This window comes from Sphingobacterium psychroaquaticum (assembly GCF_900177625.1).
Taxonomy (GTDB): Bacteria; Bacteroidota; Bacteroidia; order Sphingobacteriales; family Sphingobacteriaceae; genus Sphingobacterium; species Sphingobacterium psychroaquaticum.
In genome coordinates, this window is record NZ_FXAU01000001.1 from 647,317 (window position 1) to 673,763 (window position 26,447).

The following is a 26,447-nucleotide window of genomic DNA, read 5'->3' on the forward strand; positions in this document are numbered from 1 at the left end:
TAAACGATTATGAATAGCACAATTAGAGCAAGCCTTGTTGCCGCTTTTGCTGTGGCAACAACGATGTCCGCTGTGGGGCAATGGACTGGACCAAAGCCAAAGCCAACAGAGACAAAAGAAGTGAAATACGGCCCAATTACACCGGCTAAACGGACGGATAAGGACATGGAAGCGTTTCGAAATTATGGCCTCGGTCAGTTTATTCATTGGGGTGTTTATGCCATTCCTGGAAATGAATGGGAAGGGGTGAGCGCACGTGGTGGTGCCGCCGCTTCGGAGTGGATCCGTTCTTGGGGCGGAAATACGGTGCCGAAAGACTGGAAAAATACCTATGATAATCTGTACAAGCAGTTTAACCCTAAAAGCTTCGATGCGAAAGCTTGGGCTAAGCAAGCCAAAGCGATGGGAGCGAAGTACATGATTTTCACAACGAAGCACCACGATGGTTTTGCATTGTGGCCAACAAAATTCTCTGACTATAATATCACCAAATCGCCCTATAAGCGCGATATCGTCAAAGAGGTTGTTGATGCCTATACGGCGGAAGGAATTGATGTGTATCTCTACTTTTCGGTGTTGGAATGGAATAATCCCAATTATATGGGGAAAGCACCAAAAACGGATGAGGAAAAGGCGCAGTTTGGAAAATTCTTGACTTATACCAAGAACCAACTAATGGAACTGTTGGATAATTATCCGGCTGTGAAAGGGTTTTGGTTCGATGGAACATGGGATCAGTCCTGGATTCAGTCGTATGAGTTTACGTACCAGCTCGAGAAAGACCTGCGTGCGAAACATCCAGGTTTGATTATTGGATCTCGCTTTAGGAATGATGAGCATGGGAAGCGTCACTTTGATAGCAATGGAAAGATATTAGGCGACTATGAGCAAGGCTGGGAACGGAAGTTGCCTGGTTCATTCGAATGGCTCGACGGGAACGACTGGGATGCAGTTATGACGATACCACCTAACGGTTGGGGCTATATGAAAGACTGGTCTGGCTTGTATACCAAAACATCCAACGATTTATTGGATATGCTGATGCAGTCCGTATCAATGAACGGTAATTTTGTGCTTAATTTTGGCCCGGACGGACAAGGAATGATGCATCCGGGAGAAGATAAGTTGGCAAAGGAAATAGGGGATTGGATGCGTGTGAACAGTGAAGCGGTGTATGGCGTGCGTCATGCGGATTTGCCATCCTCGAAACTTGGTTATTATACGCAGAAGGGCGATGTTTTGTATTTAACGGTATTCAACAGGCCGGTAAATAACAGCATCCGAATAGCGGTTCCCAAAAAAGCAACAATGGCTCCTATAGATGCGATGTTGTTAAAAACGAAGGGTGCATTGACGGTGCGGCATGCGGATATCGGTTTAGATTTAGATAAAAACACGTATTATGATATCGAATTGCCTACCGATTTTCAGAGTACCGAACCTTTTGTTCTCAAGATGAAATTGGGTCAACCGCAATCGAAGTCCGATAAGTTGATGGACGCAAAGATGTAAGGAGAGGTAAGAAGGGAAAGTGAGGAAGATTGATAAAAAATAAGGGCTACCAAATTGGTAGCCCTTATTTTTTTATCTGTTATTGGTAGCCCAATAGTTTCATTACTTGTTTGGAGTTCTGTTCTTCACCAAACACCTCGTAGTTGAATGTCTCATCTCTATTACGACGAACAAGTACATGTTTCGGGGAAGGTAGGAGACAGTGGTGTATACCGCCATATCCGCTCAATACATCTTGATAAGCTCCCGTGTGAAAGAAACCTAAATACTGTACTTTACGCGTTTTTGGCATAAACACAGAGTTCATATGTGCCTCTTGATTGTAATAGTCTTGACCATCACAAGTAATGCCGCCAAGATTCACCCGTTCATACTCGGAATCCCAGTTATTGATCGGTAACAAGATGTATTTCTGGTTCAATGCCCATACATCTGGTAGGTTGGTGATGAATGAACCATCAATCATAAACCATTTCTCACGATCGTTTTGTTGCTTGCGCCCCAGTACTTTATACAAGATACCTGAAGCTTCAGCGACGGTGTATTTACCAAACTCCGTAATAATATCCGGTTCCATTACTTCGTGATGTGCACAAATCTGTTTGATACGATTTACAATTTCGTTTACCATATATTCGTAATCGAAATCGTGTACCAAAGAATCTTTGAAAGGCATACCACCACCAATATCCAATGTATCCAAATCAGGATTCACCTTCTTGAATTTACAGTATAGTGTTACGTATTTCTCTAGCTCATTCCAGTAATACGGCGTATCCGAAATACCGGAGTTAATAAAAAAGTGCAATAACTTAACTTTGAAGTTCGGGTTATCCGCAATCTTATTGTTATAAAAGTCAAGGACATCCTCTTGGCGAATACCTAGTCTGGATGTGTAGAATTGTGAATCCGGTTGCTCTTCAGAAGCAATCCGAATACCCAATGCACAAGGTTGATCCAGCTCGATTTCGTCGTCATATAGGTTGAACTCCTCTTTGTTGTCCAATACCGGGATAATATTGGTATACCCGTCATGAATCATATCGATAATATACTGTTTATACTGGTAGGTTTTGAAACCATTACAGATTACAGTAATATCTTTGGTTACCGTTCCGGCACGTTCCAAAGAGTCAATCATCGGCATATCAAAAGCCGAAGAGGTTTCCAAGTGAATGTCGTTCTTTAACGCTTCTTCTACAATGTGTTTAAAGTGAGAAGATTTCGTACAATAACAATATTTGTACGATCCCCTGTAATTGTGCTTAAGGATAGCGGTTTGAAAAAGGATCTTCGCCTGTTGAATTTTTTTACTGACAATGGGTAAATAGGTAAAACGCAATGGCGTGCCATACGTCTCTATCATCTCCATCAAATTCAGGTCGTGGAAGTACAATTCGTCGTCGATAATTTCGAATCCGTCTTGCGGAAAACCAACACTTAAGTCAAGAAATTCCTGATAGCTCTGCATTTTTTATTATTTTTGGCAAAGATATACTTTCATGATGAATACTTAACTATAAACGAATATATTTTTCTTGTTCATTATCAGAAAGTTATAAATATTACGAAACTATTACATGGCTAATTCTATTCAACAGAGATTGATTGAGCAAACTGCTCATGCTGTAAGTGCACTTTATCAAGCAGAGATTCCAACAACCCAGATTACCTTGCAAGAAACGCGCAAGGAATTTGAAGGTCAAATTACAATTGTGACTTTTCCGGTTACCCGATTCTCTAAAAAGTCACCCGAGCAAACCGGAGCAGAAATTGGAGAATATTTAAAAGCCAATATTGCCGAAATTGTAGATTTCAATGTTATTAAAGGATTTTTGAATATCAGCCTCGCTGATAGCTACTGGATTGATTTGGTTCAACGCGTGATGTTGGCGGACGATTACGGTAAGATGCCTCGTAATGGAAAGCGTTTGATGGTGGAATACAGTTCGCCAAATACAAATAAACCATTGCACTTAGGCCATATCCGGAATAACCTGTTAGGGTATTCGGTGGCTGAGATCTTAAAAGCGGATGGCTATGATGTGATTAAAGCTAATTTGGTGAACGATCGCGGTATTCATATTTGTAAATCGATGCTGGCATGGCAACAGTTTGGTGCCGGAGAAACCCCTGAACAGGCCGGTTTGAAAGGTGATCACCTGGTCGGTAAATACTATGTCATCTTCGATAAAGAATACAAGAAAGAGATTGAAGCGCTAAAAGAGCAGGGGCAGACGGAAGAGGAAGCAAAGAAGAATGCACCATTGATTAAAGCTGCGCAGGCGATGTTGCAACAGTGGGAGGCGGGAGATGATGCAGTGATAAGTTTATGGAAGACCATGAACGGTTGGGTGTATGAAGGTTTTGAAAAAACATATAACCAATTAGGCGTTGATTTCGACAAATACTATTACGAATCGAATACCTATTTACTAGGTAAAGATATTATTCAAGAAGGATTGGAGAAAGGTGTTTTCTTCAAGAAAGAAGATAATTCGGTATGGATCGACCTCACAGCGGAAGGATTGGATGAGAAGTTAGTGTTACGTGGCGATGGTACGTCGGTATACATAACACAAGATTTAGGTACCGCACAATTGAAATACGATGAGTTTCAGATGAACGAATCTATTTATGTGGTGGGGAATGAGCAAGACTACCACTTTAAAGTGTTGTTTGCCATCTTGAAGAAATTGGGTAAACCTTGGGCTAATGGTTTGTTCCACCTTTCATACGGCATGGTCGATCTACCATCGGGTAAGATGAAATCTCGCGAAGGAACAGTTGTTGATGCGGATGATTTGATGGCGGAGATGGTGGAAACAGCGAAGCTTCGTACCGAAGAGCTCGGGAAAACTGAAGGTTTTACGGAAGAGGAGAAAGCCGTGCTTTACAATACGATCGGTATGGGCGCTTTAAAGTATTTCTTACTGAAAGTAGATCCGAAGAAAAGATTGTTGTTCGATCCGAATGAATCGGTGGATTTCCAAGGACATACTGGCCCTTTTATCCAATATACGTATGCACGTATCAAATCTGTGTTACGTAAAGCAGAATATACCGAAAGTCTTCCTTTAAGTAGTGTAGATAATCTATCTGTTTATGAGCGTGATCTTATTCAGTCTTTAGGTAACTATGCAACAGTTCTAAGCGCTGCGGCGAGCGAGTTTTCACCAGCACAGCTCGCAAACTATGTATACGATGTAGCGAAATTGTATAATAAATTCTATCACGAAGAAACGATTCTCAAAGCAGAGGTTGAGTCGGTGAAACATTTTCGCTTACACCTGTCGGCTGTTGCTGCACGCATTATTGCGGAGAGTATGCGTCTATTAGGTATCCAGGTTCCAGAAAGAATGTAATTATGGCAAAGTTTAAGATAGGTTTAATCGGTTTTTCGATTGGCGGACAGGTTTTTCATGCGCCGTTTATAGCGGGTAATCCCGATTTGGAGCTTTATAAAGTGACCGCACGGAAGGCGGATCAGCAGGCGCTTTTAGCAAGTCGTTATCCAACGGCAATAGCGGTTCCATCTGCAGATGATATTATCAACGATCCGGATGTCGATTTGGTCGTTGTAGCCACCTCAAATGATGTGCATTTCGAGTTGACAAAGCAAGCTTTAGAAGCGGGTAAACATGTCGTGGTAGAAAAACCATTTACCAATACCGTGGCGGAAGCTGATGCGTTACTTGCTTTGGCGAAGGAAAAGGGACTGTTATTGACGGTGCATCATAATGCCCGTTTTCATTCTGATTATAAAACGGTTAAAAAACTTATCGAGAGTGGTCGTTTAGGTCCACTCGTGAATTACCAAGCGCGCTATGATCGTTTTCGTAACTTTTTGCGCCCAGGTGCATGGCGGGAGATCGATCTTCCGGGGTCAGGTATTCACTATGATTTAGGGGCACATCTGTTGGATCAGGCATTACAACTATTTGGGAAACCAGAGCGTATTTTTGCCGACTTACGTCGGCAGCGTGAAGGTGCACAAGCCGTGGATGATTTTGAGTTTATATTAAGCTATCCGAAGTTAAAAGTATCCCTTTTCGGGCAGATGTTGGCGAAAGAGCCTACCCCTCGATTTGCTTTGTATGGCTGGAATGGATCTTTTGTGAAACATGGTGTCGACCCACAGGAAAACCTATTGCGTGCCGGAGCACTGCCGCATGAGTCTACGGATTGGGGTAAAGAGGGGGAAGAGATTCAGGGCGTTTTGAATATTATCGAAAATGGTGCAGATCACGTGGAGAAGGTTGTGAGTGAGGTGGGAACCGGACAAGATTTTTATAAGAATGTGGCTTCGACCTTAAAAGGTGAGTCTAGCTTTACGGTAACAGCAGCACAAGGCCGGGATGTTATTCGTCTGTTAGAGCTTGCAGAGCAGTCTTGGGCGGAACAACGTACAATTACTTTAGCTCCCGATGATTTAATTGCGTATTAATGGGGTATGATGCGGTTATTGTAGGTGCTGGCGCCTGCGGCTTGATGTGTGCGGTGCAGGCTGGGATGTTGGGAAAGAAGACGTTGGTATTAGAACGTAACGATAAACCAGGCGCTAAGATATTGATCTCAGGTGGTGGACGCTGTAACTTCACGAACCTCTATACCTCGAAAGCAAATTTTATATCCGCTAATCCTGATTTTCTTAATGCTGCTTTTGCGCAATGGACAGTTGATGATACCATCAATTTTTTTGAAGGGCATGGTGGAATCGTTGGGGAAGAGAAAACGTTGGGGCAATTGTTTCCGACAACGAATAAAGCAAAAGATATTGTGGCCGTTTTTACGAAGTTGATGTATGAAACGGGACAGGATATTTGGCTCAATACCTTAGTGAAGGAGGTAGAACATGTTGATGGTGGGTATACGCTGACGATCGAAAGAGAGGGACGTCTACAGGTAATTCAAACTGCTAAAGTTGTTTTCGCTTCAGGTGGACTGCCTGTGGCTAAATTGGGTGCATCTGATTTTGCACTTCGCATAGCACGTAAGTATGGCTTGGCAGTGGAGCCGACTGCGCCCGCATTGGTTCCCTTAACGATAACAGGTAAGGACGCGGATTGGTATGCTTCATTGGCAGGAAATTCGGTCTTTGCGCGTGTCTCGACCAACAAGATTTCCTTCGAAGAGAATATTCTCTTTACACATTGGGGATTGAGTGGGCCGGCTATTTTGCAGATTTCTTCGTACTGGAATCCAGGAGAAACGATAACGATCGACTTGTTGCCTAACCATAAGTTTGAACAGCTTCTCAAAGAGGAGCGGGAGCAAGGGGGGAAACGTATGGTTGGACAGTTGTTGAATGATTTTTTTACGAAAAAGATGGTGGAGGCGCTAGGAAAGTTTCTGCCTATACACCTAAAAATAGCGTCGCTGAGCAAAGCTGATGCTAAACTTATCAATACAACCATCCATCAGTTTACTGTAAAACCAGCCGGTGATAAAGGCTACGATAAAGCGGAAGTCATGCGTGGTGGCATTTCTACGGACGAGCTGCATCCAAAAACGCTGGAGTCAAAAAAGATGTCCGGGATGTACTTCGGTGGCGAAGCCGTAGATATCACGGGGTGGCTCGGTGGTTATAATTTTCAATGGGCCTGGGCCTCAGGTTACTTGATTGCACAAGATATTTAGTTGGTAGTTGGTAGTTGGTAGTTGGTAGAGGGGAGTTTGTGGTTGGTAGGGAGTAGTTGGTAGTTCGTAGGTGGTTTGTGGGCCACTTTGCTGGCGCGAGCCTGTGGCTCGTGTCCTTTGAAACTGCCCTTTGTAACAACTTCTGTCCTTTTGTAAACTCACCTCTACTAGTAAGCTCCTGTCGTTCTTGTTTGTTAGTTTGTGGATTTACTACAAACTCGAAACGAAGCACTAAAAACCACCTAAAATTACGCAAACGATTTACTAATACGCTAGTCTGCGTATTTGTCCTTTTATGATTTTTTGTTTCAGGAATGTTACACCTTCCATTTATCAAAATTTGATAATTAACCTAGTTTAGTGCCAGATAACGGTGTTTTTTGTTTGAAGATAGTGCTCATCAAACAGTAAACTATCAATAACCAACTATTAAAGACAATTTCTACAAACAACGAACAATAAACCACGAACTACAAACAACCAACTACATTCTACAAACCACATTCAAGTACCAACGAACAAAAAATGAACAAAAAGGGATTACTATTTTTTCTGTTAAGTGCTGCTGCATCTTTACAGGTTGGGTATGCGCAAACAGCGAAAGAAGTTTCAGCTGTGTACCAAGATCTTTCCGTGTTCGCTAATCCAATGGCGACGCAATTGAAAAAAGGAACAGCATTGGCTGCCATCAACAAGATTCAAAACAAAGAAATTAAAACGGTTGCTACTCAACTTTTAAAAAACCAGTACAGCACTACATACCGTGTTGCAAAATATCAACCGATCCTTTCGCCGACTGTTTTGGGCCATGATTTGTCTATTGGTGACGGTTACAGCAAATACGAAAATATCACCGGGATTTACTTGCCGATCGGGAAAAATGTTATCATAGTCGATGGGATAACAGGCGAAACACCGGTAAATTTATTAGTACCTAACTGGGAACGCCGTGCACCGCAAGGGGTGGAAGACCCGACAAAGGATCCAAATGGCTGGGGATTGAAAAGACAAACTTTTAGTTTGCGCAACGGCGTTAATATCATTGATGTGAAAGATTTTGGAGGATTGGCGTACGTAGATTATTTTGTGGAAGAGTTAAAGGGACAGCCTGCTGTCGAGATTCATTTCTTAGGGGCTGCTGTCAATGGATATTTCGATAATCAGTGTAATACTAATGCCGATTGGGACAAGCTAATTGCCAATACAGTGTATCCTGTTTTGGATGCAAAAGGGAAGCATATTCAGGTTGCTTACCCGAAGGAAGCCTTACAAAAGTATGCGGCCGGTCGTGGTACCGACTTAATCAATAACTACGATTCTTTAGTATACCGTCAGCATCGCTTAATGGGGCTCGAAAAGCACGGCAAAGTACCTGCTAACAAAATATTAGCTCGTGTGAACTACAATTATTACATGTTCAGAGATGGAGATGGTGTGGCATACATGGGCGTAAAACCAGGGTATGCCATGGGGATGGTTGCCAATCCCGATGTCGTGATTAAAGGAGATCCTTGCTGGGGCTTCTCGCATGAAGTAGGCCATGTGCACCAGTTGCGACCTTACTTTAATTGGGGCGGATTAGGAGAGGTGAGTAACAATCTGTTCTCGCTCTACGTTACGCGGTCATTCGGCAATAAAACAAGGGTGTCGGAACAGAATAATTATTCGACAGCACGTAGTAGTATTATTGACAAGCGAATCTCTTTTCTACAAGATAAGGATGTTTTCAATCGCTTAATTCCTTTTTGGCAGCTGCAGCTTTATTTTGAAGGCGCTGGACAAAACCCGAACTTCTATCCCGATTTGTTTGAGGCATTCCGTCAACAAGCGAAGTCGGAGCAACCACAAGGAAGAGGGCGTCGCCGTGGCGACTGGGCTAGCGATCGTTTAGCGGCTAATAATCCAGCGGTTTATCAGCTGAATTTTGTGAAAAAAGCATGTGAAGTGAGTAAAACGGATTTAACAGACTTTTTTGATCAGTATGGCTTCTTCTACGTAGGTGAGTTTGATATTGAAGATTACGGTGATTATACCTATAAGATGACGCAGGAGATGGTCGATAATTGCAAAGCGGCAATTAAGGCGATGCAACTACCGAAGCCTAAGGTCGATATTACACAATTGAAAGATTAGTTGATACACACTTCCGCGTAGTATACTATTTCGTTCTATTTCTATTCGAAATAGTCATAAATTTTGTCAAAAACGTCATAATTCACACAATTATGGCGTTTTTACTTTCAAATGCTTATCTTTAAACGGATTTTGTAAATGGCTCTATACCATTGATAAAAATCAATACTTATTCATAGAAAATTAATAATCTTTCAATAGAGAACTATGTCATCTAAAATTATTTACACAAAAACTGATGAGGCACCTTTGTTGGCGACCTATTCGTTTTTACCTATTGTCCAAGCATTCGCTAAGACTGCTGATATTGAAGTTGAATTAAAAGATATTTCATTGGCAGGACGTATCCTCGCTAATTTTAATGCATACCTTACTGCTGAGCAGAAGACAGCAGATGCTTTAGCGGAGTTGGGCCAGTTGGCCACTACACCGGAGGCAAATATTATCAAATTACCGAATATCTCGGCTTCTATTCCTCAGTTGAAAGGTGCCATTGCGGAGTTGCAAAAGGCGGGTTACAATATTCCAAACTACCCAGATACTCCAGCTAATGCGGAAGAAGAGACTATTAAAGCAACTTACGCTAAAATTTTAGGATCAGCTGTAAATCCGGTTTTGCGTGAAGGTAACTCCGATCGTCGTGCACCAAAAGCGGTGAAAAACTACGCGAAAGCAAATCCGCATTCTATGGGAGCTTGGTCATCAGCAAGCAAAACGAAAGTAGCTTCGATGACAGAAGGTGATTTCTACGCAACAGAGAAATCCGTAACAGTAGAGCAGGACACACAATTTAAAATTGAGTTTGTTGCAGCTGATGGTTCTGTTAAAGAACTGAAAGGTTTAGCAAACTTAAAAGCAGGTGAGGTTATTGATTCATCCGTTTTGAGTAGTGCGAAGCTAAAAACATTTGTTGCCAAAACGATCGATGAAGCTAAAGCTGCTGGTGTATTGTTATCAGCACACTTAAAAGCGACGATGATGAAAGTATCGGATCCAATTATTTTTGGTGCTATCGTTGAAGTATACTTTAAAGATGTGTTCGCTAAATACGGCGCGTTGTTCGCTTCTCTAGGAATCAACAAAAACAACGGTCTAGGTGAGGTTTATGCGAAGATTGCAGGCCAACCGGAAGAGGCTGAGGTTAAAGCGGCTATTGATGCAGCTATCGCCAATGGTCCTGATTTAGCAATGGTGAACTCGGACAAAGGTATTACCAACTTACACGTGCCTTCTGACGTAATCGTAGATGCTTCGATGCCTGCTATGATCCGTACTTCTGGCCAAATGTGGAACAAAGAAGGTAAGCCACAAGATACGATTGCTATTATTCCAGATCGTTGTTATGCTGGTGTTTACACGGCAGTGATTGATGACTGTAAAGCGAATGGTGCATATGATCCTACCACAATGGGCTCCGTTCCAAACGTAGGTTTGATGGCGCAAAAAGCAGAGGAATATGGTTCACACGATAAAACATTCCAGGCAGCAGCTAAAGGTACAATCCGTGTTGTTGATGCACAAGGAGCTGTATTTATGGAACAAGCGGTAGAAGAAGGTGATATCTTCCGTATGTGTCAAACGAAAGATGCACCGATTCAAGATTGGGTAAAATTAGCCGTGAACCGTGCGCGTTTGTCGAATACACCAGCTGTTTTCTGGTTAGATGAAAACCGTGCACACGATAGAGAGATTATCAAAAAAGTAAATAAATATTTACCAAACTACGATACGACAGGTTTAGATATCCGTATTCTAGCACCAATCGAAGCGACTTTATTCTCGGTAGAGCGTATCCGTAAAGGTGAAGACACGATTTCGGTAACAGGTAACGTACTGCGTGACTACTTGACAGATTTGTTCCCAATTTTAGAACTAGGAACTTCAGCCAAGATGTTGTCTATCGTACCGTTGATGAATGGTGGTGGTTTGTTTGAAACAGGAGCGGGTGGTTCTGCGCCGAAGCATGTGGAGCAATTTGTGGAAGAAGGTTATTTGCGTTGGGATTCTTTAGGCGAATTCTTAGCATTACAAGCTTCATTGGAGCATTTATCGCAAACACAGAACAACACAAAAGCGCAGGTACTTGCTGATGCGTTAGATGAGGCGAATGCGTTGTTTTTAGCGAATGACAAGTCACCAGCTCGTCGTGTTGGACAGATTGATAACCGCGGTTCACACTTCTACTTAACCTTATACTGGGCGCAAGAATTAGCGAAGCAAACGAAAGATGCTGAGCTAGCTGCTCGTTTCAAAGGTTTAGCAGATGCTTTGACAGCTAACGAAGCGAAAATCAACGAAGAATTAATCGGTGCACAAGGAAAACCACAAGAAATTGGTGGTTACTACTTCCCGAGCGATGCGTTGACCGAAAAAGCGATGCGTCCTTCAGCAACATTAAATACAGCTATTGCGGCTTTATAGTCGTTGCTTATAAAAGAGAAATCCCTCGGTCATTTGGCCGAGGGATTTTTTTGTATCCTCCCATTTTTAATGCTAACTTGTGCATGTTAAATCTAAAACTATGAACCATAACGCAAAGACCTGGGTCCTTTTCTTTTTGTTGACTATAACAAGCGCTGTACGAGCACAAACCGATCTACGCAGCGGATTACAAACTATTGCTGATGAATTTAAGGCCGTTGGTTTAGCTGTTGTTGTCATCAAAGATGGTAAACCCATATATAAAGAGGCAATTGGTTATAAAAATCTGGAACAGAAGGAACCGTTAAGTACACAGGATCTGTTTCGGATAGCTTCTATTTCCAAGTCTTTTTCTGCTACTGCGATTATGCAATTGGTAGAGCAGGGGAGACTTTCGTTAGATGATGATTTTGGGACATTGATAGGCTTTCCGGTTCGTAACCCCAATTTTCCAGAAAAGGTAATTACTTTGCGCATGGTTTTATCCCATACGTCAAGTATCAACGATCGAAATGGCTATTTTGATTTAGATGTCATCAACCCGGCTAAAAATCCCAATTGGGCAAAATCTTACAATACATATGAGCCAGGAGCGGGATACGAGTACTGTAATTTAAATTTCAATATGGTTGGTGCCGTCTTAGAATTGACCACTGGACAACGTTTCGATAACTATATAAAGAAGGTGATTTTAGATCCACTCCATCTTCGTGCAGGTTATTGTGTGGATTCGCTGGATCAAAAGCGATTTGCAACACTCTATGAATACAGCAAGGAAAACGACAGCTTCTCTCCACAACCAGCGGCATACAACCCACGGTCTGAAGAGATTGTAAATTATACAGTAGGACATTCAACACCTGTGTTTTCACCGACCGGAGGTATGAAAATTTCGCCCGAGGATTTGGCTACCTATATGGGGATGCATATGAACTATGGTAAAGTAGGAAAGAAGCGGATATTAAAGGAGAAGAGTGCCAAGATAATGCAAACAAAATTGTCCGATAAAGAAGGTTACGGCTTGGCTCTTTTGGAAACAGAAAATTTAATCCCAGGTATACACTTGGTCGGTCATACGGGATCTGCTTATGGCTTATATAGTGCGATGTTCTTTAACCCTACGAAAAAATATGGATTTGTGGTTGTTACAAATGGTTGTGTGCCTACCTATGAAAATGGGTTTGTGGCGCTTTCTGCCAAAACAATAAATTATTTATATAAAACCTTAATTGAATAATTGATGTTGTTTTACTATCTTATCAATCAATAACCAAAAAATAGGCAGCATTATGAGAGCGACATGTATTTGCTTTTTCATGTTTCAAATAGTGTGCATAACAACATTGTTTGGACAAGGTTTAAAGATAGCCGACATACGGAAGGATTTTAAAGTAGGGCATAAGGATGAGGAAACGTGCAAAAAACATCTGGAAGCGTTAGAAAAGTATGCCGATAGTCCTGTTGAACGAGGGTATGAAGCGGCCTACCACATGTTTATGGCAAAGCATAGTGGAAATCCCTTTAAAAAGATGGGCTACTTTAAAAATGGTAAAAATATGCTCGAAAAGGAGATTGCAAGCAATCCCTCCAATGTCGAGCTGCGCTATATCCGCCTTTGTATTCAGTATTATATTCCTTCATATTTGGGGTATAAGGGTCATATTGATGAGGACAAAGTATTTCTCCGAGATAACCTATATAAACTCAATGATAAAAGCACAAAAGATCTGCTTTATAATTACTTGAAGGGCGCCAAGATGTATACCAATGAAGAGTTAGGACTACTTGGACGATAAACGATAGGCGACCTAACTATTTGTCAACCGTAAAATTTTCTTGACGTATCTTTTCTATGCCTAATTTTTGGACAGTTTCTTTATCTTAGCACTTTGCTAAAACCATTTATTTATGATAAAGAATATCGTCACACTCGTGTGCCTTTTTATTTCAATGCAGGTTAGCGCACAAGGGTGGAAGGTCACTTTTCAACGAAGCTACAATGACAAAGTCCAAAGTGCAGAAGATCCATTACTTGTGTTCGCTGATAAAGATCAAACCATTATTACAACAGATCGTGCCACACAATCGCAGGCGAAGTATCCTTATGAAACCTATTATATTGACCGGAATAACGCGGCCTACTTTAAGCAGATGAACTTTTCGGCAGATAAACAACTTGTCACAAAGGATCTGGCCCTACTTGGAAAAAGTACCTATAATTTAACAAATGAAACAAAAGTTATTTTAGGATATACCTGTAAAAAAGCCACCACTTCCGTTAATTCTAATACCATTGAGCTTTGGTATACAGATGAACTCGGTGTACAGGGGGCACCCAACGAGTTAGGGCAACAGCTGGGCTTTGTTTTGGAATATGTCCGTAACGGAAATACAAAGATAACTGCCACGAAAGCGGAAAAGATTAAAAGAATCCCTAACCATGTTGCTTTACCAAAATTTGATGAAGTAGTAGATGGTCCTACGTATCAGGATATCGTATGGAAGAGTCGCTTCATTCATATCCCGATTTTTCAAGATGAGCAAATCAACTTTGTCGATCAACCAAAACAGGATAGTATCCTGCGTTTTGCGAGCGGTACGGTGATTTTGAAAAAAGTAAAAGTCCCAAAATTAGATACAAATAGTCAGGCATTTGTACAGTTAATCGAGAAATCGAATGGAGACGCCTACGATCGTACTGGTTCGGTGTTTATGATTGCTGAAGATCAAGCCACTTCGTTTCTAGATGGGATGAAGAATGGCATGCAGACATTACCGAAGTATAGTAATGGAGACGGAAAGGAATATCCCGGAATGGTGCGTACAGCAGGTTTTTCACCCGTCTATGAGTTAATGCGTTTCTTTACACCATTTGGCGTTTCTCATTTTAACGATCGATTAACGTTGAAGGGAAAGACGTGGCAAGATTCGTCCATTTATCGGCAAGATGTTTCTGAGTTTTTATCCGTGATGTCTGGTAAGGAAGTGTATATCGGTACATATATAGGTAATTATGATAAAGGCGGGCATCGGGTCAGCCTGGAACTTACCATTCATCCCGGTAGTTCAAGAATGGCATCTCCCCAAGTAATGTCCATATTTAATACCACCAATGTGATGGAGATGGGTGGACAAACGTATGCGACGTTCTTTAGTGAGGAAAAAGGATTAGAAATATCGTTCGATCTTCCAGAGGATACCAAGAATGTACAGCTGCGCTATATCACAACCGGTCACGGTGGTTGGGGCAATGGTGACGAGTTTGTCCCCAAAGAAAACACTATTCTATTAGACGATAAGGTTGTATTTAGCTTTACGCCGTGGCGTACAGATTGTGGTTCATACCGTTTGTACAATCCGGTTTCCGGCAATTTCCAAAATGGATTGTCCTCTTCCGACCTCAGCCGCTCCAATTGGTGTCCGGGTACAATTACGAACCCGAACTATATCAACTTAGGCGACTTGAAAGCCGGGAAACATACGATTCGTGTTAAAATTCCACAAGGGGAACCAGAAGGCTCTAGTTTCAGCTTTTGGAATGTATCTGGGGTGTTGTTATACTAGAACAGCCCCAGTTGTCCTTTATTCGGAATGTTTAGTGTTGTGCCAATCTCCTTATTAAGATGCGTAATAAAATGAGCCGCTAATAGCGGAGATTCCACTTCGAGGTTTTGGTGAATAAAGAAATAGAGGCGCTGCAGGCCGGCGGCTTTCCAGTCCTTTATCACCTGAACCCAATCCAGGAGACGATCATAATCTGATGGGTGATTGGCACCAACATAACGAACAAAAGCGCTATTGGTTGTATGGCGCATATGTAGCATATCCCTGCGTCCGGCCGTATCGACCAGGACATTCGTTGTTCCGGTTTCCTCTAATAATTTATAGAGCTTTTCGCGGGTTACTTCGTCCTTAAACCATTCTTCATTTCTAACCTCAAGGGCTAGTGGGTAATCTTTGGGGAAATCATGTAAGAAATGCGCCAGTCGATCAAAATCTTTCGGCTTATAATTATCGTGCATTTGCAAAAATGCCATTCCCATTTTTTCTTTAAAAAGAGCGGTCGAATCGACAAACGCTTTAATCTTATCGTTGGTATTCAGTAGGCGGCTATAATGGCTTACCGATTGTGGGATTTTTGGAAAGAACTTAAATCCATCTGGTGTTTTATCGCGCCAAGTCTCTACCTGTTCTTTGGAAGGCGAGTTATAGAAGGTAGCGTTGAGCTCAATCGCATTAAACTGCCTCGAGTAATATGCCAGTTCATCTTTGGTGCCGCGTGGGTAAAATCCTTTTAAGTCAGTCTTGTTCCATTTTGCACAGCCTACATAGGCCTCAAAAGGAGTATCGCTTTGGTAATGCTCGAGCACTTCGAGACTTACTTTGCTTGTTGGAGGAAGCGTGAAATCAATCGCCTCCGGATTGTTTACTTGTCCGAATTTCATGTTTACTCCTTACCTAAAAATTTACGATCCTCATCCGTTAGCCCATCGTCGATAAAATCGGTATCAGGCTGATTTCCATTACTCACACTGTACTCTTTCGGGTGCTTGCTGCGGCGACGAAAAACAAGTCCGCCGGTAACAAGTCCGATAAGGAAAAATGTTCCGATAATAAAGAGTTTAGAGGTGCGAATTTCGCCAAACAACCAAAATGAAGCTTCCTCCTTATTGTTAAAAAGAATCACGATCAGCAGCGCCAGAATAATACTTGAAATAATAGTTTTTGGTTTCATAGCCTATTTATTACTTCGATAACCAGCCTTGAACAGCTCCGCCTTTAAATTCTTCCTCCGCCGCTTTCGCTACAGCTTCCGATTGGTATGCTTTTACGAACTTGTGCACTTTCTCGTCCATCGCATTGTCTTTACGTGACACAATGATATTAACGTATGGCGATTTCTCATCTTCCATAAAAATTCCATCTCGCTTCGCTACAAAATTATTGCTGGCCGCAAAATTATTATTGATGATCGCTACGGTAACTTTATTGTCGTCCAAGGTGCGTGGCAATTGTGGTGCTTCTAGCTCTAGGATGCTAAATCCAATTTTATTCTCGATGATATCACGTTGCGTAGGCAACAGGCCTACATCAGCCTTTAATTTAATCAGGCCAACTTGCTGCAAAAGCAACAAAGCACGCCCTAAGTTGCTAGGGTCGTTTGGAATCACAATGGTATCATCCTTCTTCAGCTCACTGATACTTTTTATTTTTTTAGAATATCCAGCCATTGGATACACAAAGGTATTACCGACCACAGCGAATTGATACCCTCTGTTTTTCGATTGCTCCTCTAAATAGGGAACGGTTTGAAAAACGTTGACATCAATATCCTTCTGCTGTAGGGCTTCATTGGGCATAATGTAGTCTGTAAAAGAAATAAGCTCTACATCCAGATTATGTTTTTCTTTCGCTTCTTTTTTCGCTGCTTCAGCTAATTTATACTCGGGGCCAGCCTGTACACCGACACGCAATGTATTGGTGTTTTTTGTGCTAGAACCGCATGAAACTAAGGTAATCGCAAGTGCTGCGTAAGCAATTTTTTTTAGGAATATCTTCTTCATTTGTTTTTATTTTCTGTGGTCAACATAGCGGGAAAGACGATCCCCAGTGAATTGTATAAGGAAAACAATTAAGATTAACAGGATAAGTACGGTATTCATGATGAACGCGTCATAACCGACATAACCATATTGGTAACCGATATGGCCAAGGCCGCCAGCACCTACAGCACCACCCATTGCCGAATAACCGACCAAGGTGATTAAGGTCAATGAGGCATTGTTGATTAAGGAAGGCAGTGCTTCCGGTATAAGGACTTTACGGATGATCTGAAATGTTGTCGCGCCCATCGATCGAGCCGCCTCTATTACGCCATAAGGAATCTCCAATAAGCTGTTTTCCACTAAACGGGCAACAAAAGGACTGGCGCCAATGCTGAGTGGTACAATGGCTGCGTTCATTCCAATCGAAGTGCCGGCAATAAGTCGTGTAAAGGGAATCATCCACACAATAAGAATAATAAAGGGGATGGACCGGAATATATTGACGAAAAAAGAGAGAACGCGGTTCCAACCCGGACTCTCAAGTAGTTGACGTTCACGCGTTAGGAATAGAAAAATACCGAGCGGTAAACCGATGAGGAAGCTGAAAAAACCGGCCGTAAAGGTCATGTAAAGCGTTTCGCCCATACCTTTTGCTAATAACCAGTAGGTAGATTCAGACATATATCTTTATTTTATTGATGTAAACTTAAACTTGGATTCAGTAATTCGCGTGTTATAGCGGACTGTGGTTGAGCGAAAACATTCTCGACACTATCTTGTTCGACTATCTCGCCGTTAGAAATAACGGCTACTTTATTGCAGATAGCTCGTACAACCTCTATTTCGTGGGTGATCAGAACAATGGTAATGCCCAGACGTTGATTAATCTCCTGCAAGAGGGCGAGTATCGTTCGTGTTGTCTGCGGATCCAACGCACTGGTGGCTTCATCGCAGAGGAGCACCTCCGGATCGGACGCAATCGCACGGGCGATGGCTACACGCTGTTTCTGTCCGCCCGATAAACTAGATGGGTAGTCCTCTTTCTTTTCCTGCAAACCGATCAAAACCAAAAGCTCATTTACTTTGGTCGATATGGCGGCTGAATCGATGCCTTGAAGACGAAGTGGCAGTGCAATATTGTCGAAAACTGTAGCAGATGCCAACAAATTAAATTGTTGAAAGATCATCCCGATCTTGTGACGGTACGGGATCAACTGGTTTTCAGAAAAGGCAGAAATCTCCACATCTTTATAATAGACAGCCCCTTTATCTGGACGTTCTAGCAGATTGATGGTACGTACCAATGTACTCTTACCAGAGCCAGAGTAACCGATGATACCAAAGATATCTCCCTTGTCTACCTGCAAATTGATTGCTCGCAGGGCTTCTATCTTATGGTGTTTTTTTAAGAAAGTTTTATGGATGTTCTCTAACCTTATCATTATCGCAAGCAATATAACCTAAACTATACTATGTTGCAAAGATAGAAGTTAAGATTTAAAAGTAATCTATTTGTTTAGTCGTTTTTTTGCCAAAAGACCAGAAACTCAGATTATCTTCCTTCTATTACGGTCAAAAACACTGCGAGCGGGAATGTTGTAGAACGTTGTGTTCTGTGTTTTGTGGTTTTTAATTTTAGAATATAATGTAATGACCATATTATATTTTGAATGTTTATTAATAAAACAAATGGCAAGGAAGCGGGTTAAATACAGGGACGTATTTTTATCTGCTGGAAGTTGAGGACGCAGATGGTAAGCAATTTCAATATAAGGGACATGTGCTTATTTTATTGCATCCCGTAACCAATTGATTTTTTTTGAACATTTAACTATTTAATCAATATGGTCAAATATTTACGTTATTTTAACAATTCATTGAATTATTACTCCAATATTTACGGTGTTAATTTTATTCATTTATTAATCATTGCCATTTGAAATCATGAAGAAAAATGTAAAAGAGGCCGAAGGTAAATTAGGTATTTTGATGCCTGGACTAGGCGCAGTAGCTACAACACTGATTGCAGGGGTTGCTGCTATTAACAAAGGTTTCTCTAAACCTATTGGTTCCGTTGCTCAGCTTGGGCATATTCGTTTGGGAAAACGTACGGATAATAGGAACCCTTTGATTAAGGATTTTGTACCATTAGCGAAACTAACGGATATTGTGTTCGGTGGTTGGGACGTTTATGCGGATAACGTGTATGAAGCAGCTTCGAAAGCAAAAGTTATTGAGCAGCACCAGTTAGATGCTGTTCGGGAAACGTTGGAAGCTATTCAGCCAATGAAAGCTGTTTTCGATCGTAATTTTGTGAAAAACCTAGATGGAAACCATATCAAAACAGGATTGAGCCGTCGAGAGTTGGTGGAGGCAGTTCGTGCTGATATTCGTGGCTTTATTGCAGATAACGGATTAGACAGGGTGGTCATTGTCTGGTGTGGTTCTACGGAGAAGTACATTGAATCGGACGATTTATTTTCTTCATTGGCCAAACTAGAGGCTGCTTTGGATCAGGATGATCAACGTATCCCGCCAAGTATGATCTACTGTTATGCCGCATTGTTAGAAGGGGTTCCTTATGTTAATGGCGCGCCAAATTTAACCTGTGACGTACCAGCGATTGTAGAGCTAGCCACTCAAAACCGGGTCGCTATTGCCGGGAAAGACTTTAAAACAGGACAAACCTTAATGAAAACTATTGTTGCCCCCGGCTTACAAGCTAGAGCATTAGGGGTTGAGGGTTGGTTTTCAACAAATATTCTGGGAAATAGAGATGGGCTTGTGCTTGATGATCCCGAGAACTTTAAAACCAAAGAGGTTTCTAAATTATCGGTCTTGGAAGAAATCTTAGATGCAGATAAAAACCCAGAATTATACGGTGATCTATATCACAAGGTACGGATCAATTATTACCCTCCGCATGGTGATAACAAAGAATCTTGGGATAACATTGATATTTTTGGATGGATGGGATATAAGATGCAGATCAAGATTAACTTTTTGTGTCGGGATTCTATCCTTGCAGCTCCCATCGTATTAGATTTAGCCCTTTTCATAGATTTAGCGCAGCGTGCAGATATGTACGGTATTCAAGAATGGCTTTCATTCTATTTAAAATCCCCACAAACGGCTCCAGGATTACCGGCAGAACATGATATTTTTAAACAACTGATGAAGTTGCAGAACACGCTTCGCCATATAATGGGAGAGGATCTGATTACACACTTAGGGTTGGATTATTACCAAGACCTTGTGGAGAGTATGCAATAACGGATCCACGCGAGGACTTTTTTAAAGGAGATGCATGCCCTGAAAGCGGTATGCACTTTCTTTAAAAGAATTTTGTAGTTAGGAAACGTTTTTTATAACAACCTGTTTTTAACCTATGGAGTATGCAATAATTGCTGCGGGCGAGGGCTCGCGCCTAAAAGAAGAGGGACACACACTGCCAAAGCCGCTACTGCCTTTGTTTGGTATTCCGATGATTGAACGCCTTATCGGAATCTTTGCAAGTCAGTATGCGAAGCGAATTCATATCATTGTCAATAGTCAATCGCAGGAGTTAATCGACTTTTTGCAGGAGCATGATTTTAAGGTTCCTATAGTACTTTATGTAAAGGATACGGAGAGCTCATTGCATAGCCTTTATGAGCTTGTAAAAGTTAATCCACAGTGGAATGCCATTTGTGTTACGACCACGGATACGGTGTTCAGCGAACGCGATTTTATCGATTATCTCAACGCTTTTACCTACCATCCACGGGTCGATGCCTACATGGGGGTGACTTCGTTTGTTGATGATGAGAGTCCGTTGTATGTCGGCGTAAATGAATATATGGAAGTAGAGTCATTTGCGGATTCGAATACAGGGGAGATGACGCATGTCTCCGGAGGGATTTACGGGCTGCGACGAAGAGCCCTCGACTGCGTGGCGGAAAGTGTCGCGAGCGGCAATACGAGGATGCGTAATTATCAACGTTATTTACTGGAACAACAATTGGAGGTTCGTGCGCATCGTTTTGGTAAAATCGTGGATGTGGATCATCTTAAAGATAGGGATGCCGCTGAAGTGTTTTTAGCTGAAATTGGAGAAAAACCTATACAGTATTGAGATGAAAGTATTAGGAATAAAAAGAAAAGGCTACTTTTCACCGAATCATGTTGGTAATGATGCGGCCATCTTTGATATGGTAAGTCAAGAACTGCTCTTAAAAGGCGGACATTTGGAGGTCTGTGATGAAGAAGCCTTTATGGCAAGGGAAGTGGTGGAACAAGAGTTGATTATTACTATGGGACGTACTAAATCACTCGTTAAACGTTTACAGTCACTAGAAGATCAAGGGAAGATCGTGCTCAATTCAGGTTATGGGATTGAGAATTGCTTTCGCAAAAATATGACGTTGAAGTTATTGGCTGAAGGCGTTCCCTATCCGAAGAGCTTGGTGGTTGATACGACCACAGATATTAGTGACATCGTAGCCGCATTTGGAGGACCTGGCGTATGGATTAAACGAGGCGACTTTCATGCCATCCACAAGGAAGATGTAACCTTTGCAACTTCCGTGGAAGAGGCACAGTCTATCCTAAACGAATATGCGCTGCGTGGAATAACAGAGGCCGTTCTTTCGGAGCATCTCGTTGGGGACCTCCTTAAGTTTTATGCGGTGCGAGGGACAAATTTCTTTCACTGGTTTTATCCGTACGATCATAATCATCATAAGTACACAAATTATGAGTCTATTAATGGGGAAACGTTACATTATCCGTTTAATATAGAAGACCTGAAACGAAGTGCCGATCAGGCTGCGTCGGTGCTTGGTGTTCATATTTATGGCGGTGATGCTATCGTGGGTTCGGATGGAACTTTTCATATTATAGACCTTAATGATTGGCCTAGTTTTGCGCCATGTCGGAATGAAGCCAGTCGGGCGATAGCTCAATTTTTATTTGATTATTTTACTGCTAACGATGCAAAGGAAGAAACCTATTTACATGAAGATTAAAGAAAATTCAAACATCGACCTACCTGAAAGCGCTTTTGTACAATCCCTAAAATCGAACGACACGGAAGAACGGATCGATATTTGGTTTTATAGACCTATTGGCTTTAGAATTGCTCAGTTTTGTGCTAAGGTGGGCATCACGCCAAATGCGGTAACGATCATTAGTATATTTTTTGGAGTTGCGGCAGGCATTTTATTTTACTACCCTGATTTAGGAACGAATATCATAGGGATGTTGCTACTGATATTTGCAAATTCTTTAGATTCTGCAGATGGACAGCTGGCACGGATGACGGACAATAAGAGTCGTTTCGGACGTATCTTAGATGGTTTTGCAGGAGATTTTTGGTTTGCATCCATCCATATAGCTTTATGTTTACGGTTGATGAATGACGGTTGGTCTGCCTGGATTTGGGTCCCGGGTGTATTGGCCGGAGTTGCACATGTTTTTCAGTCGGCCATGGCAGATTATTACCGTAATGTTCATCTCTTTTTTATTAAGGGAGAGTCAGGGAGTGAACTTGACAATACAAAAAGCTTACAGGCTGATTTGGATAAACTGAGTTGGACGAAGAATTTCTTTTCGAAATTTGTCTTGAATGGTTATACAAATTATACCCGAATGCAAGAAAACCTGTCGCCGAACTTACAAAAGCTGTTATCGCTTGTCAAAACTAATTTTAGCGGACAGTTACCTATGCAGCTGGTTACTGATTTTCGGTCTATGAATAAACCGTTAATGAAGTACACCAATATCGTCCAGTTCAATACCCGTGTTATTTTCTTGTTTCTATGGTTGTTTATCGATCAGGTTTGGTTATATTTCGTTTTTGATATTTTGGTACTAACCCCAATTTTAATCTACATGGTTTGGCGTCAAGAGCAGGTCAGTTCCTTTTTTGTCAAGAAGATAGCTACAGAAAATAAATATGCGCAATAATATTTACAAAGTTTTTTTCTTTGTGCTGGGGATCGTAACCCTCGGGTATATGATTTATAAACTAGGCGTAGAAGAGATTTGGTCTAGTCTTTTAGCGACAGGGTGGTGGTTTATTCCTGTATTATTAAGTTGGTTGGTCATCTACCTGATGAATGCAATGGCCTTGCGGGATATCGTGGTCGAAAAAAATAATCCGAAAACTTTTGTGCCGTTTGGGAAAATTTTTCAGCTGATTGTCAGCGGTTTTTCTATAAATTATATCACGCCCTTTGTTGCTTTAGGTGGAGAGCCATACCGAATCATGGAATTAAAGCGTTATGTAGGTGGTGCAAAGGCTGGATCCTCAGTTTTGTTATATACCATGATGCATATCTTATCGCATTTGGTGTTTTGGGTGTTGTCGGTAGGGCTTATTATTTGGTTTGTTCCGATAAATACAACGGTGTTAATAGCTTGTGTGCTTATTTTACTAATGGCTATTCTTCTTGGAGGGTGGTTTGCTAAGGTATATCAGCATGGTATTGCTGTAAGCTCAGTATCGGTTTTGTCCAGATTTCCACTGATTGGTGCTAAGATGAAAAAGCTGGGTGAGGAAAAGCATGATTTGCTGGAGGATATAGATCGACAGGTCAGTAATTTGTACTCTGGACGACGCAGTAAGTTTTATTCGGCATTGGCATGGGAGTTTTTTGCCCGCGTGGTGGGGTGTGCTGAAATCTATTTTATTGCGCATGCTGTCGGGGTGGAGATGACTTATATGGAATCGTTGTTGGTGAGCTCTGGCTCTTCCTTGTTTGCGAATCTTATATTTTTTCTGCCTATGCAGCTGGGGACACGAGAAGGAGGTATGGCCATGGCGATGGCCAGTATTGGGTATGCTGCTGATATCGGCGTTTTTATAGGAATTGCTACCCGTATTCGAGAATGTGTTTGGATCGCTATAGGGTTATTTATGATGACATGGACAAAGCGAAAGCGTGTGCCGCAAATGGAAGAAAAGATGAGTATTGACGAAATATAATTATGCAGATAGAAGATATTGAAGGCGTATTGTTTGATTATGGTGGAACACTAGATTCCAATGGGCAGCACTGGGGTGAGGTAATCTGGCAGCTTTATCAAAAGGCAGGTTTAAAGATTGAAAGAGAAGCTTTTAATGCCGCCTACGTGTATGCGGAGCGAAAGATGGCAACTTCGCGATTGATTTTGCCAACCTTTAACTTTCAGGAGGTTTTACAAACAAAGGTGGAGGCGCAATTTGAGTATTTGCAACAGCAGGAAATTTCCCTCAGTAGGGAGCTTATCACAGCTATTGCCTGGGATGGTTATTTCCTGGCGAGTGAGCATGTGAAAAAGGCGAAGGAAGTTTTGGATATGTTGCGTGGGCAAATTCCGATGGTTATGGTTTCTAATTTTTATGGGAACTTACATGCTGTTTTGGAAGATTTTGGTCTTCTGGATTATTTTGATGCGGTAATAGAATCTGCCGTGGTTGGTGTACGGAAACCCGATCCTGCAATCTATAATTTAGGCGTAGCTGCGTTGGGATTGTCTCCAGAGCGCTGTTTAGTAATTGGTGACTCTTTTGCGAAGGATATTGTTCCTGCTAAAGCTTGTGGTTGCCAAACCGTTTGGTTTAAGGGAGCAGCTTGGACTGGCGACGAAGAGGGTGGAACAGGGCCAATAGAGGCGGATTATGTGATATATGACATTGCAGAGTTAGTTTTGATGTTTGACAAGCTACTGGTTAAATAGATGGACGAGGTAAATCTACATAAACTAAGTAAGCTTACAGCGCTTTCAGCGGGCGACTATCAGGCCTTTTTGTATGACTGTGACGGTACGTTAGCGGATAATATGCCATTACATACGGAGACCTATGTTGATTTGGCAGCAGAGATGGGGGTGCAGATTGATGGACAGATCATTGATGAATTGGCGGGTTGGCCAGTGGTGGATGTGGTACGCGAAATAAATAAACGGTATAACGTGGCGATGGATCCGGTTGTTTTTGCAGAAAGAAGACATCGTCTGTATGTCGATCACTATTTGGATCGCGTTGTGGCTATTCCATTTGTGGTCGCACACTTGGAGCAGCATGTGGGTAAAGTGCGAATTGCTGTTGTTTCTGGCGGCGCCCGAGAATCGGTAGAGAAGACGTTAAAGGTCTTGGGAATCGATAGGCTGGTAGAAGTAACGGTGTGTGCCGGGGATACCTTGCGGGGCAAACCGTATCCGGATCCTTTTTTAGCGGCAGCGGAACAGCTTGGTGTGTTACCGGAGAAGTGCTTAGTCTTTGAAGATGGGGCGCCCGGTGTGGCATCAGCGACAGCTGCGGGGATGCAGTCTATCCGAATAGATCATGTATAAAAAATCCCGCCTATTTGGCGGGATTTTTTGTTATTTCTGTTTAACGATTTCAGCATTTACAACAATGCTTACATCGGAAGCAACAGCCGGTACGCCTGTTGGCAAAAGATCATTGTACTTAACGTTGTACTCTAAGCGATTGATTTTTGTCTTCGCTGTAAAGCCAGCACGTGTCATTCCCCAAGGATCGGTAATGATACCATTGTTTTGCACCACGTCGAAAACAACTTTTTTCGTTACGTCACGTATGGTTAAATCTCCTGTCAAGGTATATTCTCCTTTTTTACCTTTTTTCAGGATACCATTTTTCAAGGTTATTGTAGGGAATTTTTCAGCATTAAAAAAATCATCACTTTTTAAGTGGTTGTCACGCGCTTCAATACGAGTGTCAATGCTGCTTACATCGATAGTGAAATTGATGGTTGCACCATCAAAGCTGTCGCCAGTCTTTGTTTCAACATTTCCTTCTAATTTTTTGAACTGACCGTCAATAAGAGCAATACCAAGGTGTTTTACCTCAAATCTAGTATTGGTGTGAGCAGGGTCTACAGACCATTTCACCTGCGCAAAAGAGACGTTCAATAACACGGCAACAGCCGCAACGAGTTTCAATAGATTCTTCATATTCTTTTTGTTTTTATTTTCTGAAGACAAAGCTCTCCATTCCAGGAAACATAAGCATTGACCTATGATAAGAAGTGAAAAAATATTGAAATTGTTTGCTTTTTTAACCTTTATCTAATTCTCAGTTCTCCTCTAACGCTTTAACTTTCTACCTTCTTAACGCTCTTACTCTCGGTTCTCCTCTATGCCGGAGAGGCATGTTACTTTTTGCCGAAAAAGTAACCAAACCTCGTCGCTAGGAATTTTTGCAGGGTG

The 26,447-nt window shown here is 41.8% G+C and carries 23 protein-coding genes; 16 read left to right on the top strand and 7 right to left on the bottom strand.

What is annotated here, in order from left to right; all coding sequences use genetic code 11:
* Nucleotides 1-9: 9 nt before the first annotated feature.
* Nucleotides 10-1,512: an alpha-L-fucosidase gene (locus B9Y69_RS02485; protein WP_134433300.1), complete on the top strand. Its 1,503-nt coding sequence runs from the start codon at nt 10-12 to the stop codon at nt 1,510-1,512.
* Between the two features lie 79 nt (nt 1,513-1,591).
* Here B9Y69_RS02485 and B9Y69_RS02490 read toward each other — a convergent pair whose 3' ends face one another.
* Nucleotides 1,592-2,983 (bottom strand): arginine decarboxylase, encoded by a 1,392-nt coding sequence (locus tag B9Y69_RS02490; protein ID WP_085471417.1) that lies wholly within the window; start codon nt 2,981-2,983, stop codon nt 1,592-1,594.
* Nucleotides 2,984-3,092: 109 nt separating this feature from the next.
* Between B9Y69_RS02490 and argS the strand changes: the two genes are divergently transcribed.
* From argS to B9Y69_RS02530, 8 genes are all read left to right on the top strand, one after another.
* Nucleotides 3,093-4,877, top strand: coding sequence for an arginine--tRNA ligase (argS, locus tag B9Y69_RS02495; protein ID WP_085471418.1), 1,785 nt, complete (start codon nt 3,093-3,095; stop codon nt 4,875-4,877).
* Nucleotides 4,878-4,879: 2 nt separating this feature from the next.
* Entirely contained in the window at nt 4,880-5,959 is a 1,080-nt protein-coding gene (locus tag B9Y69_RS02500) for a Gfo/Idh/MocA family oxidoreductase (RefSeq protein WP_085471419.1), read from the top strand.
* Entirely contained in the window at nt 5,959-7,152 is a 1,194-nt protein-coding gene (locus tag B9Y69_RS02505; RefSeq protein ID WP_085471420.1) for a BaiN/RdsA family NAD(P)/FAD-dependent oxidoreductase, read from the top strand. The genes B9Y69_RS02500 and B9Y69_RS02505 overlap by 1 nt, the downstream gene beginning before the upstream one ends.
* A gap of 525 nt (nt 7,153-7,677) precedes the next feature.
* Nucleotides 7,678-9,285, top strand: coding sequence for a M60 family metallopeptidase (locus B9Y69_RS02510; protein WP_085471421.1), 1,608 nt, complete (start codon nt 7,678-7,680; stop codon nt 9,283-9,285).
* Nucleotides 9,286-9,492: 207 nt separating this feature from the next.
* Complete coding sequence (locus tag B9Y69_RS02515) at nt 9,493-11,706, top strand: NADP-dependent isocitrate dehydrogenase (RefSeq protein WP_085471422.1); 2,214 nt, start codon at nt 9,493-9,495, stop codon at nt 11,704-11,706.
* A 100-nt stretch (nt 11,707-11,806) separates the two neighbouring features.
* Nucleotides 11,807-12,943 carry a serine hydrolase domain-containing protein gene (locus B9Y69_RS02520; RefSeq protein WP_085471423.1) on the top strand — a complete coding sequence of 379 codons (1,137 nt, stop codon included), beginning with the start codon at nt 11,807-11,809 and terminating at the stop codon, nt 12,941-12,943.
* 91 nt (nt 12,944-13,034) lie between these two features.
* On the top strand, nt 13,035-13,502 hold the full coding sequence (locus tag B9Y69_RS02525; RefSeq protein ID WP_144036487.1) for a hypothetical protein: 468 nt from the start codon (nt 13,035-13,037) through the stop codon (nt 13,500-13,502).
* A 112-nt stretch (nt 13,503-13,614) separates the two neighbouring features.
* Nucleotides 13,615-15,270, top strand: coding sequence for a GLPGLI family protein (locus B9Y69_RS02530; RefSeq protein WP_085471425.1), 1,656 nt, complete (start codon nt 13,615-13,617; stop codon nt 15,268-15,270).
* On the opposite strand, the gene B9Y69_RS02535 is transcribed toward B9Y69_RS02530, so the two are convergent.
* From B9Y69_RS02535 to B9Y69_RS02555, 5 genes are read right to left on the bottom strand one after another with little or no spacing between them, the layout of a single operon-like run.
* Nucleotides 15,267-16,151: a DUF72 domain-containing protein gene (locus B9Y69_RS02535; protein WP_085471426.1), complete on the bottom strand. Its 885-nt coding sequence runs from the start codon at nt 16,149-16,151 to the stop codon at nt 15,267-15,269. The genes B9Y69_RS02530 and B9Y69_RS02535 overlap by 4 nt on opposite strands.
* 2 nt (nt 16,152-16,153) lie before the next feature.
* Nucleotides 16,154-16,441: a hypothetical protein gene (locus B9Y69_RS02540; protein WP_085471427.1), complete on the bottom strand. Its 288-nt coding sequence runs from the start codon at nt 16,439-16,441 to the stop codon at nt 16,154-16,156.
* A 10-nt stretch (nt 16,442-16,451) separates the two neighbouring features.
* Nucleotides 16,452-17,270, bottom strand: coding sequence for a MetQ/NlpA family lipoprotein (locus B9Y69_RS02545; protein WP_085471428.1), 819 nt, complete (start codon nt 17,268-17,270; stop codon nt 16,452-16,454).
* 6 nt (nt 17,271-17,276) lie between these two features.
* Entirely contained in the window at nt 17,277-17,933 is a 657-nt protein-coding gene (metI, locus tag B9Y69_RS02550; protein WP_085471429.1) for a methionine ABC transporter permease MetI, read from the bottom strand.
* 11 nt (nt 17,934-17,944) lie between these two features.
* A complete protein-coding gene (locus B9Y69_RS02555) occupies nt 17,945-18,694 on the bottom strand; it encodes a methionine ABC transporter ATP-binding protein (RefSeq protein WP_085471430.1) in 750 nt (249 codons plus the stop codon).
* A gap of 502 nt (nt 18,695-19,196) precedes the next feature.
* On the opposite strand from B9Y69_RS02555, the gene B9Y69_RS02560 reads away from it, so the two are divergent.
* The 7 genes from B9Y69_RS02560 (at nt 19,197) to B9Y69_RS02590 (ending at nt 25,568) form a co-directional block, all read left to right on the top strand.
* The gene (locus B9Y69_RS02560; protein WP_085471431.1) at nt 19,197-20,525 is read left to right on the top strand and encodes an inositol-3-phosphate synthase; all 1,329 of its coding nucleotides are present in this window, start codon (nt 19,197-19,199) and stop codon (nt 20,523-20,525) included.
* A gap of 115 nt (nt 20,526-20,640) precedes the next feature.
* On the top strand, nt 20,641-21,366 hold the full coding sequence (locus B9Y69_RS02565) for a nucleotidyltransferase family protein (protein ID WP_085471432.1): 726 nt from the start codon (nt 20,641-20,643) through the stop codon (nt 21,364-21,366).
* Nucleotide 21,367: 1 nt separating this feature from the next.
* Complete coding sequence (locus B9Y69_RS02570) at nt 21,368-22,258, top strand: ATP-grasp domain-containing protein (protein ID WP_085471433.1); 891 nt, start codon at nt 21,368-21,370, stop codon at nt 22,256-22,258.
* Nucleotides 22,248-23,198 carry a CDP-alcohol phosphatidyltransferase family protein gene (locus tag B9Y69_RS02575; protein ID WP_234991056.1) on the top strand — a complete coding sequence of 317 codons (951 nt, stop codon included), beginning with the start codon at nt 22,248-22,250 and terminating at the stop codon, nt 23,196-23,198. The genes B9Y69_RS02570 and B9Y69_RS02575 overlap by 11 nt, the downstream gene beginning before the upstream one ends.
* Nucleotides 23,188-24,219 (top strand): lysylphosphatidylglycerol synthase transmembrane domain-containing protein, encoded by a 1,032-nt coding sequence (locus tag B9Y69_RS02580; RefSeq protein WP_085471435.1) that lies wholly within the window; start codon nt 23,188-23,190, stop codon nt 24,217-24,219. Before B9Y69_RS02575 ends, B9Y69_RS02580 begins: the two co-directional genes overlap by 11 nt.
* Nucleotides 24,220-24,221: 2 nt before the next feature.
* On the top strand, nt 24,222-24,953 hold the full coding sequence (locus B9Y69_RS02585; RefSeq protein WP_234991060.1) for an HAD family hydrolase: 732 nt from the start codon (nt 24,222-24,224) through the stop codon (nt 24,951-24,953).
* Nucleotides 24,954-25,568, top strand: a complete 615-nt coding sequence (locus B9Y69_RS02590) for an HAD family hydrolase (RefSeq protein WP_085471436.1) — start codon at nt 24,954-24,956, stop codon at nt 25,566-25,568.
* Between the two features lie 30 nt (nt 25,569-25,598).
* On the opposite strand, the gene B9Y69_RS02595 is transcribed toward B9Y69_RS02590, so the two are convergent.
* On the bottom strand, nt 25,599-26,192 hold the full coding sequence (locus B9Y69_RS02595) for a YceI family protein (RefSeq protein WP_085471437.1): 594 nt from the start codon (nt 26,190-26,192) through the stop codon (nt 25,599-25,601).
* Nucleotides 26,193-26,447 lie beyond the last annotated feature (255 nt).

Coding starts and splice junctions, on each gene's coding strand:
- argS (WP_085471418.1), top strand. CDS start 3,093: ATGGCTAATTCTATTCAACAGAGATTGATTGAGCAAACTGCTCATGCT.
- B9Y69_RS02505 (WP_085471420.1), top strand. CDS start 5,959: ATGGGGTATGATGCGGTTATTGTAGGTGCTGGCGCCTGCGGCTTGATG.
- B9Y69_RS02520 (WP_085471423.1), top strand. CDS start 11,807: ATGAACCATAACGCAAAGACCTGGGTCCTTTTCTTTTTGTTGACTATA.
- B9Y69_RS02535 (WP_085471426.1), bottom strand. CDS start 16,151: ATGAAATTCGGACAAGTAAACAATCCGGAGGCGATTGATTTCACGCTT.
- B9Y69_RS02585 (WP_234991060.1), top strand. CDS start 24,222: ATGCAGATAGAAGATATTGAAGGCGTATTGTTTGATTATGGTGGAACA.
- B9Y69_RS02565 (WP_085471432.1), top strand. CDS start 20,641: ATGGAGTATGCAATAATTGCTGCGGGCGAGGGCTCGCGCCTAAAAGAA.
- B9Y69_RS02540 (WP_085471427.1), bottom strand. CDS start 16,441: ATGAAACCAAAAACTATTATTTCAAGTATTATTCTGGCGCTGCTGATC.
- B9Y69_RS02580 (WP_085471435.1), top strand. CDS start 23,188: ATGCGCAATAATATTTACAAAGTTTTTTTCTTTGTGCTGGGGATCGTA.
- B9Y69_RS02530 (WP_085471425.1), top strand. CDS start 13,615: ATGATAAAGAATATCGTCACACTCGTGTGCCTTTTTATTTCAATGCAG.
- B9Y69_RS02595 (WP_085471437.1), bottom strand. CDS start 26,192: ATGAAGAATCTATTGAAACTCGTTGCGGCTGTTGCCGTGTTATTGAAC.
- metI (WP_085471429.1), bottom strand. CDS start 17,933: ATGTCTGAATCTACCTACTGGTTATTAGCAAAAGGTATGGGCGAAACG.
- B9Y69_RS02555 (WP_085471430.1), bottom strand. CDS start 18,694: ATGATAAGGTTAGAGAACATCCATAAAACTTTCTTAAAAAAACACCAT.
- B9Y69_RS02485 (WP_134433300.1), top strand. CDS start 10: ATGAATAGCACAATTAGAGCAAGCCTTGTTGCCGCTTTTGCTGTGGCA.
- B9Y69_RS02560 (WP_085471431.1), top strand. CDS start 19,197: ATGAAGAAAAATGTAAAAGAGGCCGAAGGTAAATTAGGTATTTTGATG.
- B9Y69_RS02500 (WP_085471419.1), top strand. CDS start 4,880: ATGGCAAAGTTTAAGATAGGTTTAATCGGTTTTTCGATTGGCGGACAG.
- B9Y69_RS02510 (WP_085471421.1), top strand. CDS start 7,678: ATGAACAAAAAGGGATTACTATTTTTTCTGTTAAGTGCTGCTGCATCT.
- B9Y69_RS02545 (WP_085471428.1), bottom strand. CDS start 17,270: ATGAAGAAGATATTCCTAAAAAAAATTGCTTACGCAGCACTTGCGATT.
- B9Y69_RS02575 (WP_234991056.1), top strand. CDS start 22,248: ATGAAGATTAAAGAAAATTCAAACATCGACCTACCTGAAAGCGCTTTT.
- B9Y69_RS02515 (WP_085471422.1), top strand. CDS start 9,493: ATGTCATCTAAAATTATTTACACAAAAACTGATGAGGCACCTTTGTTG.
- B9Y69_RS02570 (WP_085471433.1), top strand. CDS start 21,368: ATGAAAGTATTAGGAATAAAAAGAAAAGGCTACTTTTCACCGAATCAT.
- B9Y69_RS02490 (WP_085471417.1), bottom strand. CDS start 2,983: ATGCAGAGCTATCAGGAATTTCTTGACTTAAGTGTTGGTTTTCCGCAA.
- B9Y69_RS02590 (WP_085471436.1), top strand. CDS start 24,954: ATGGACGAGGTAAATCTACATAAACTAAGTAAGCTTACAGCGCTTTCA.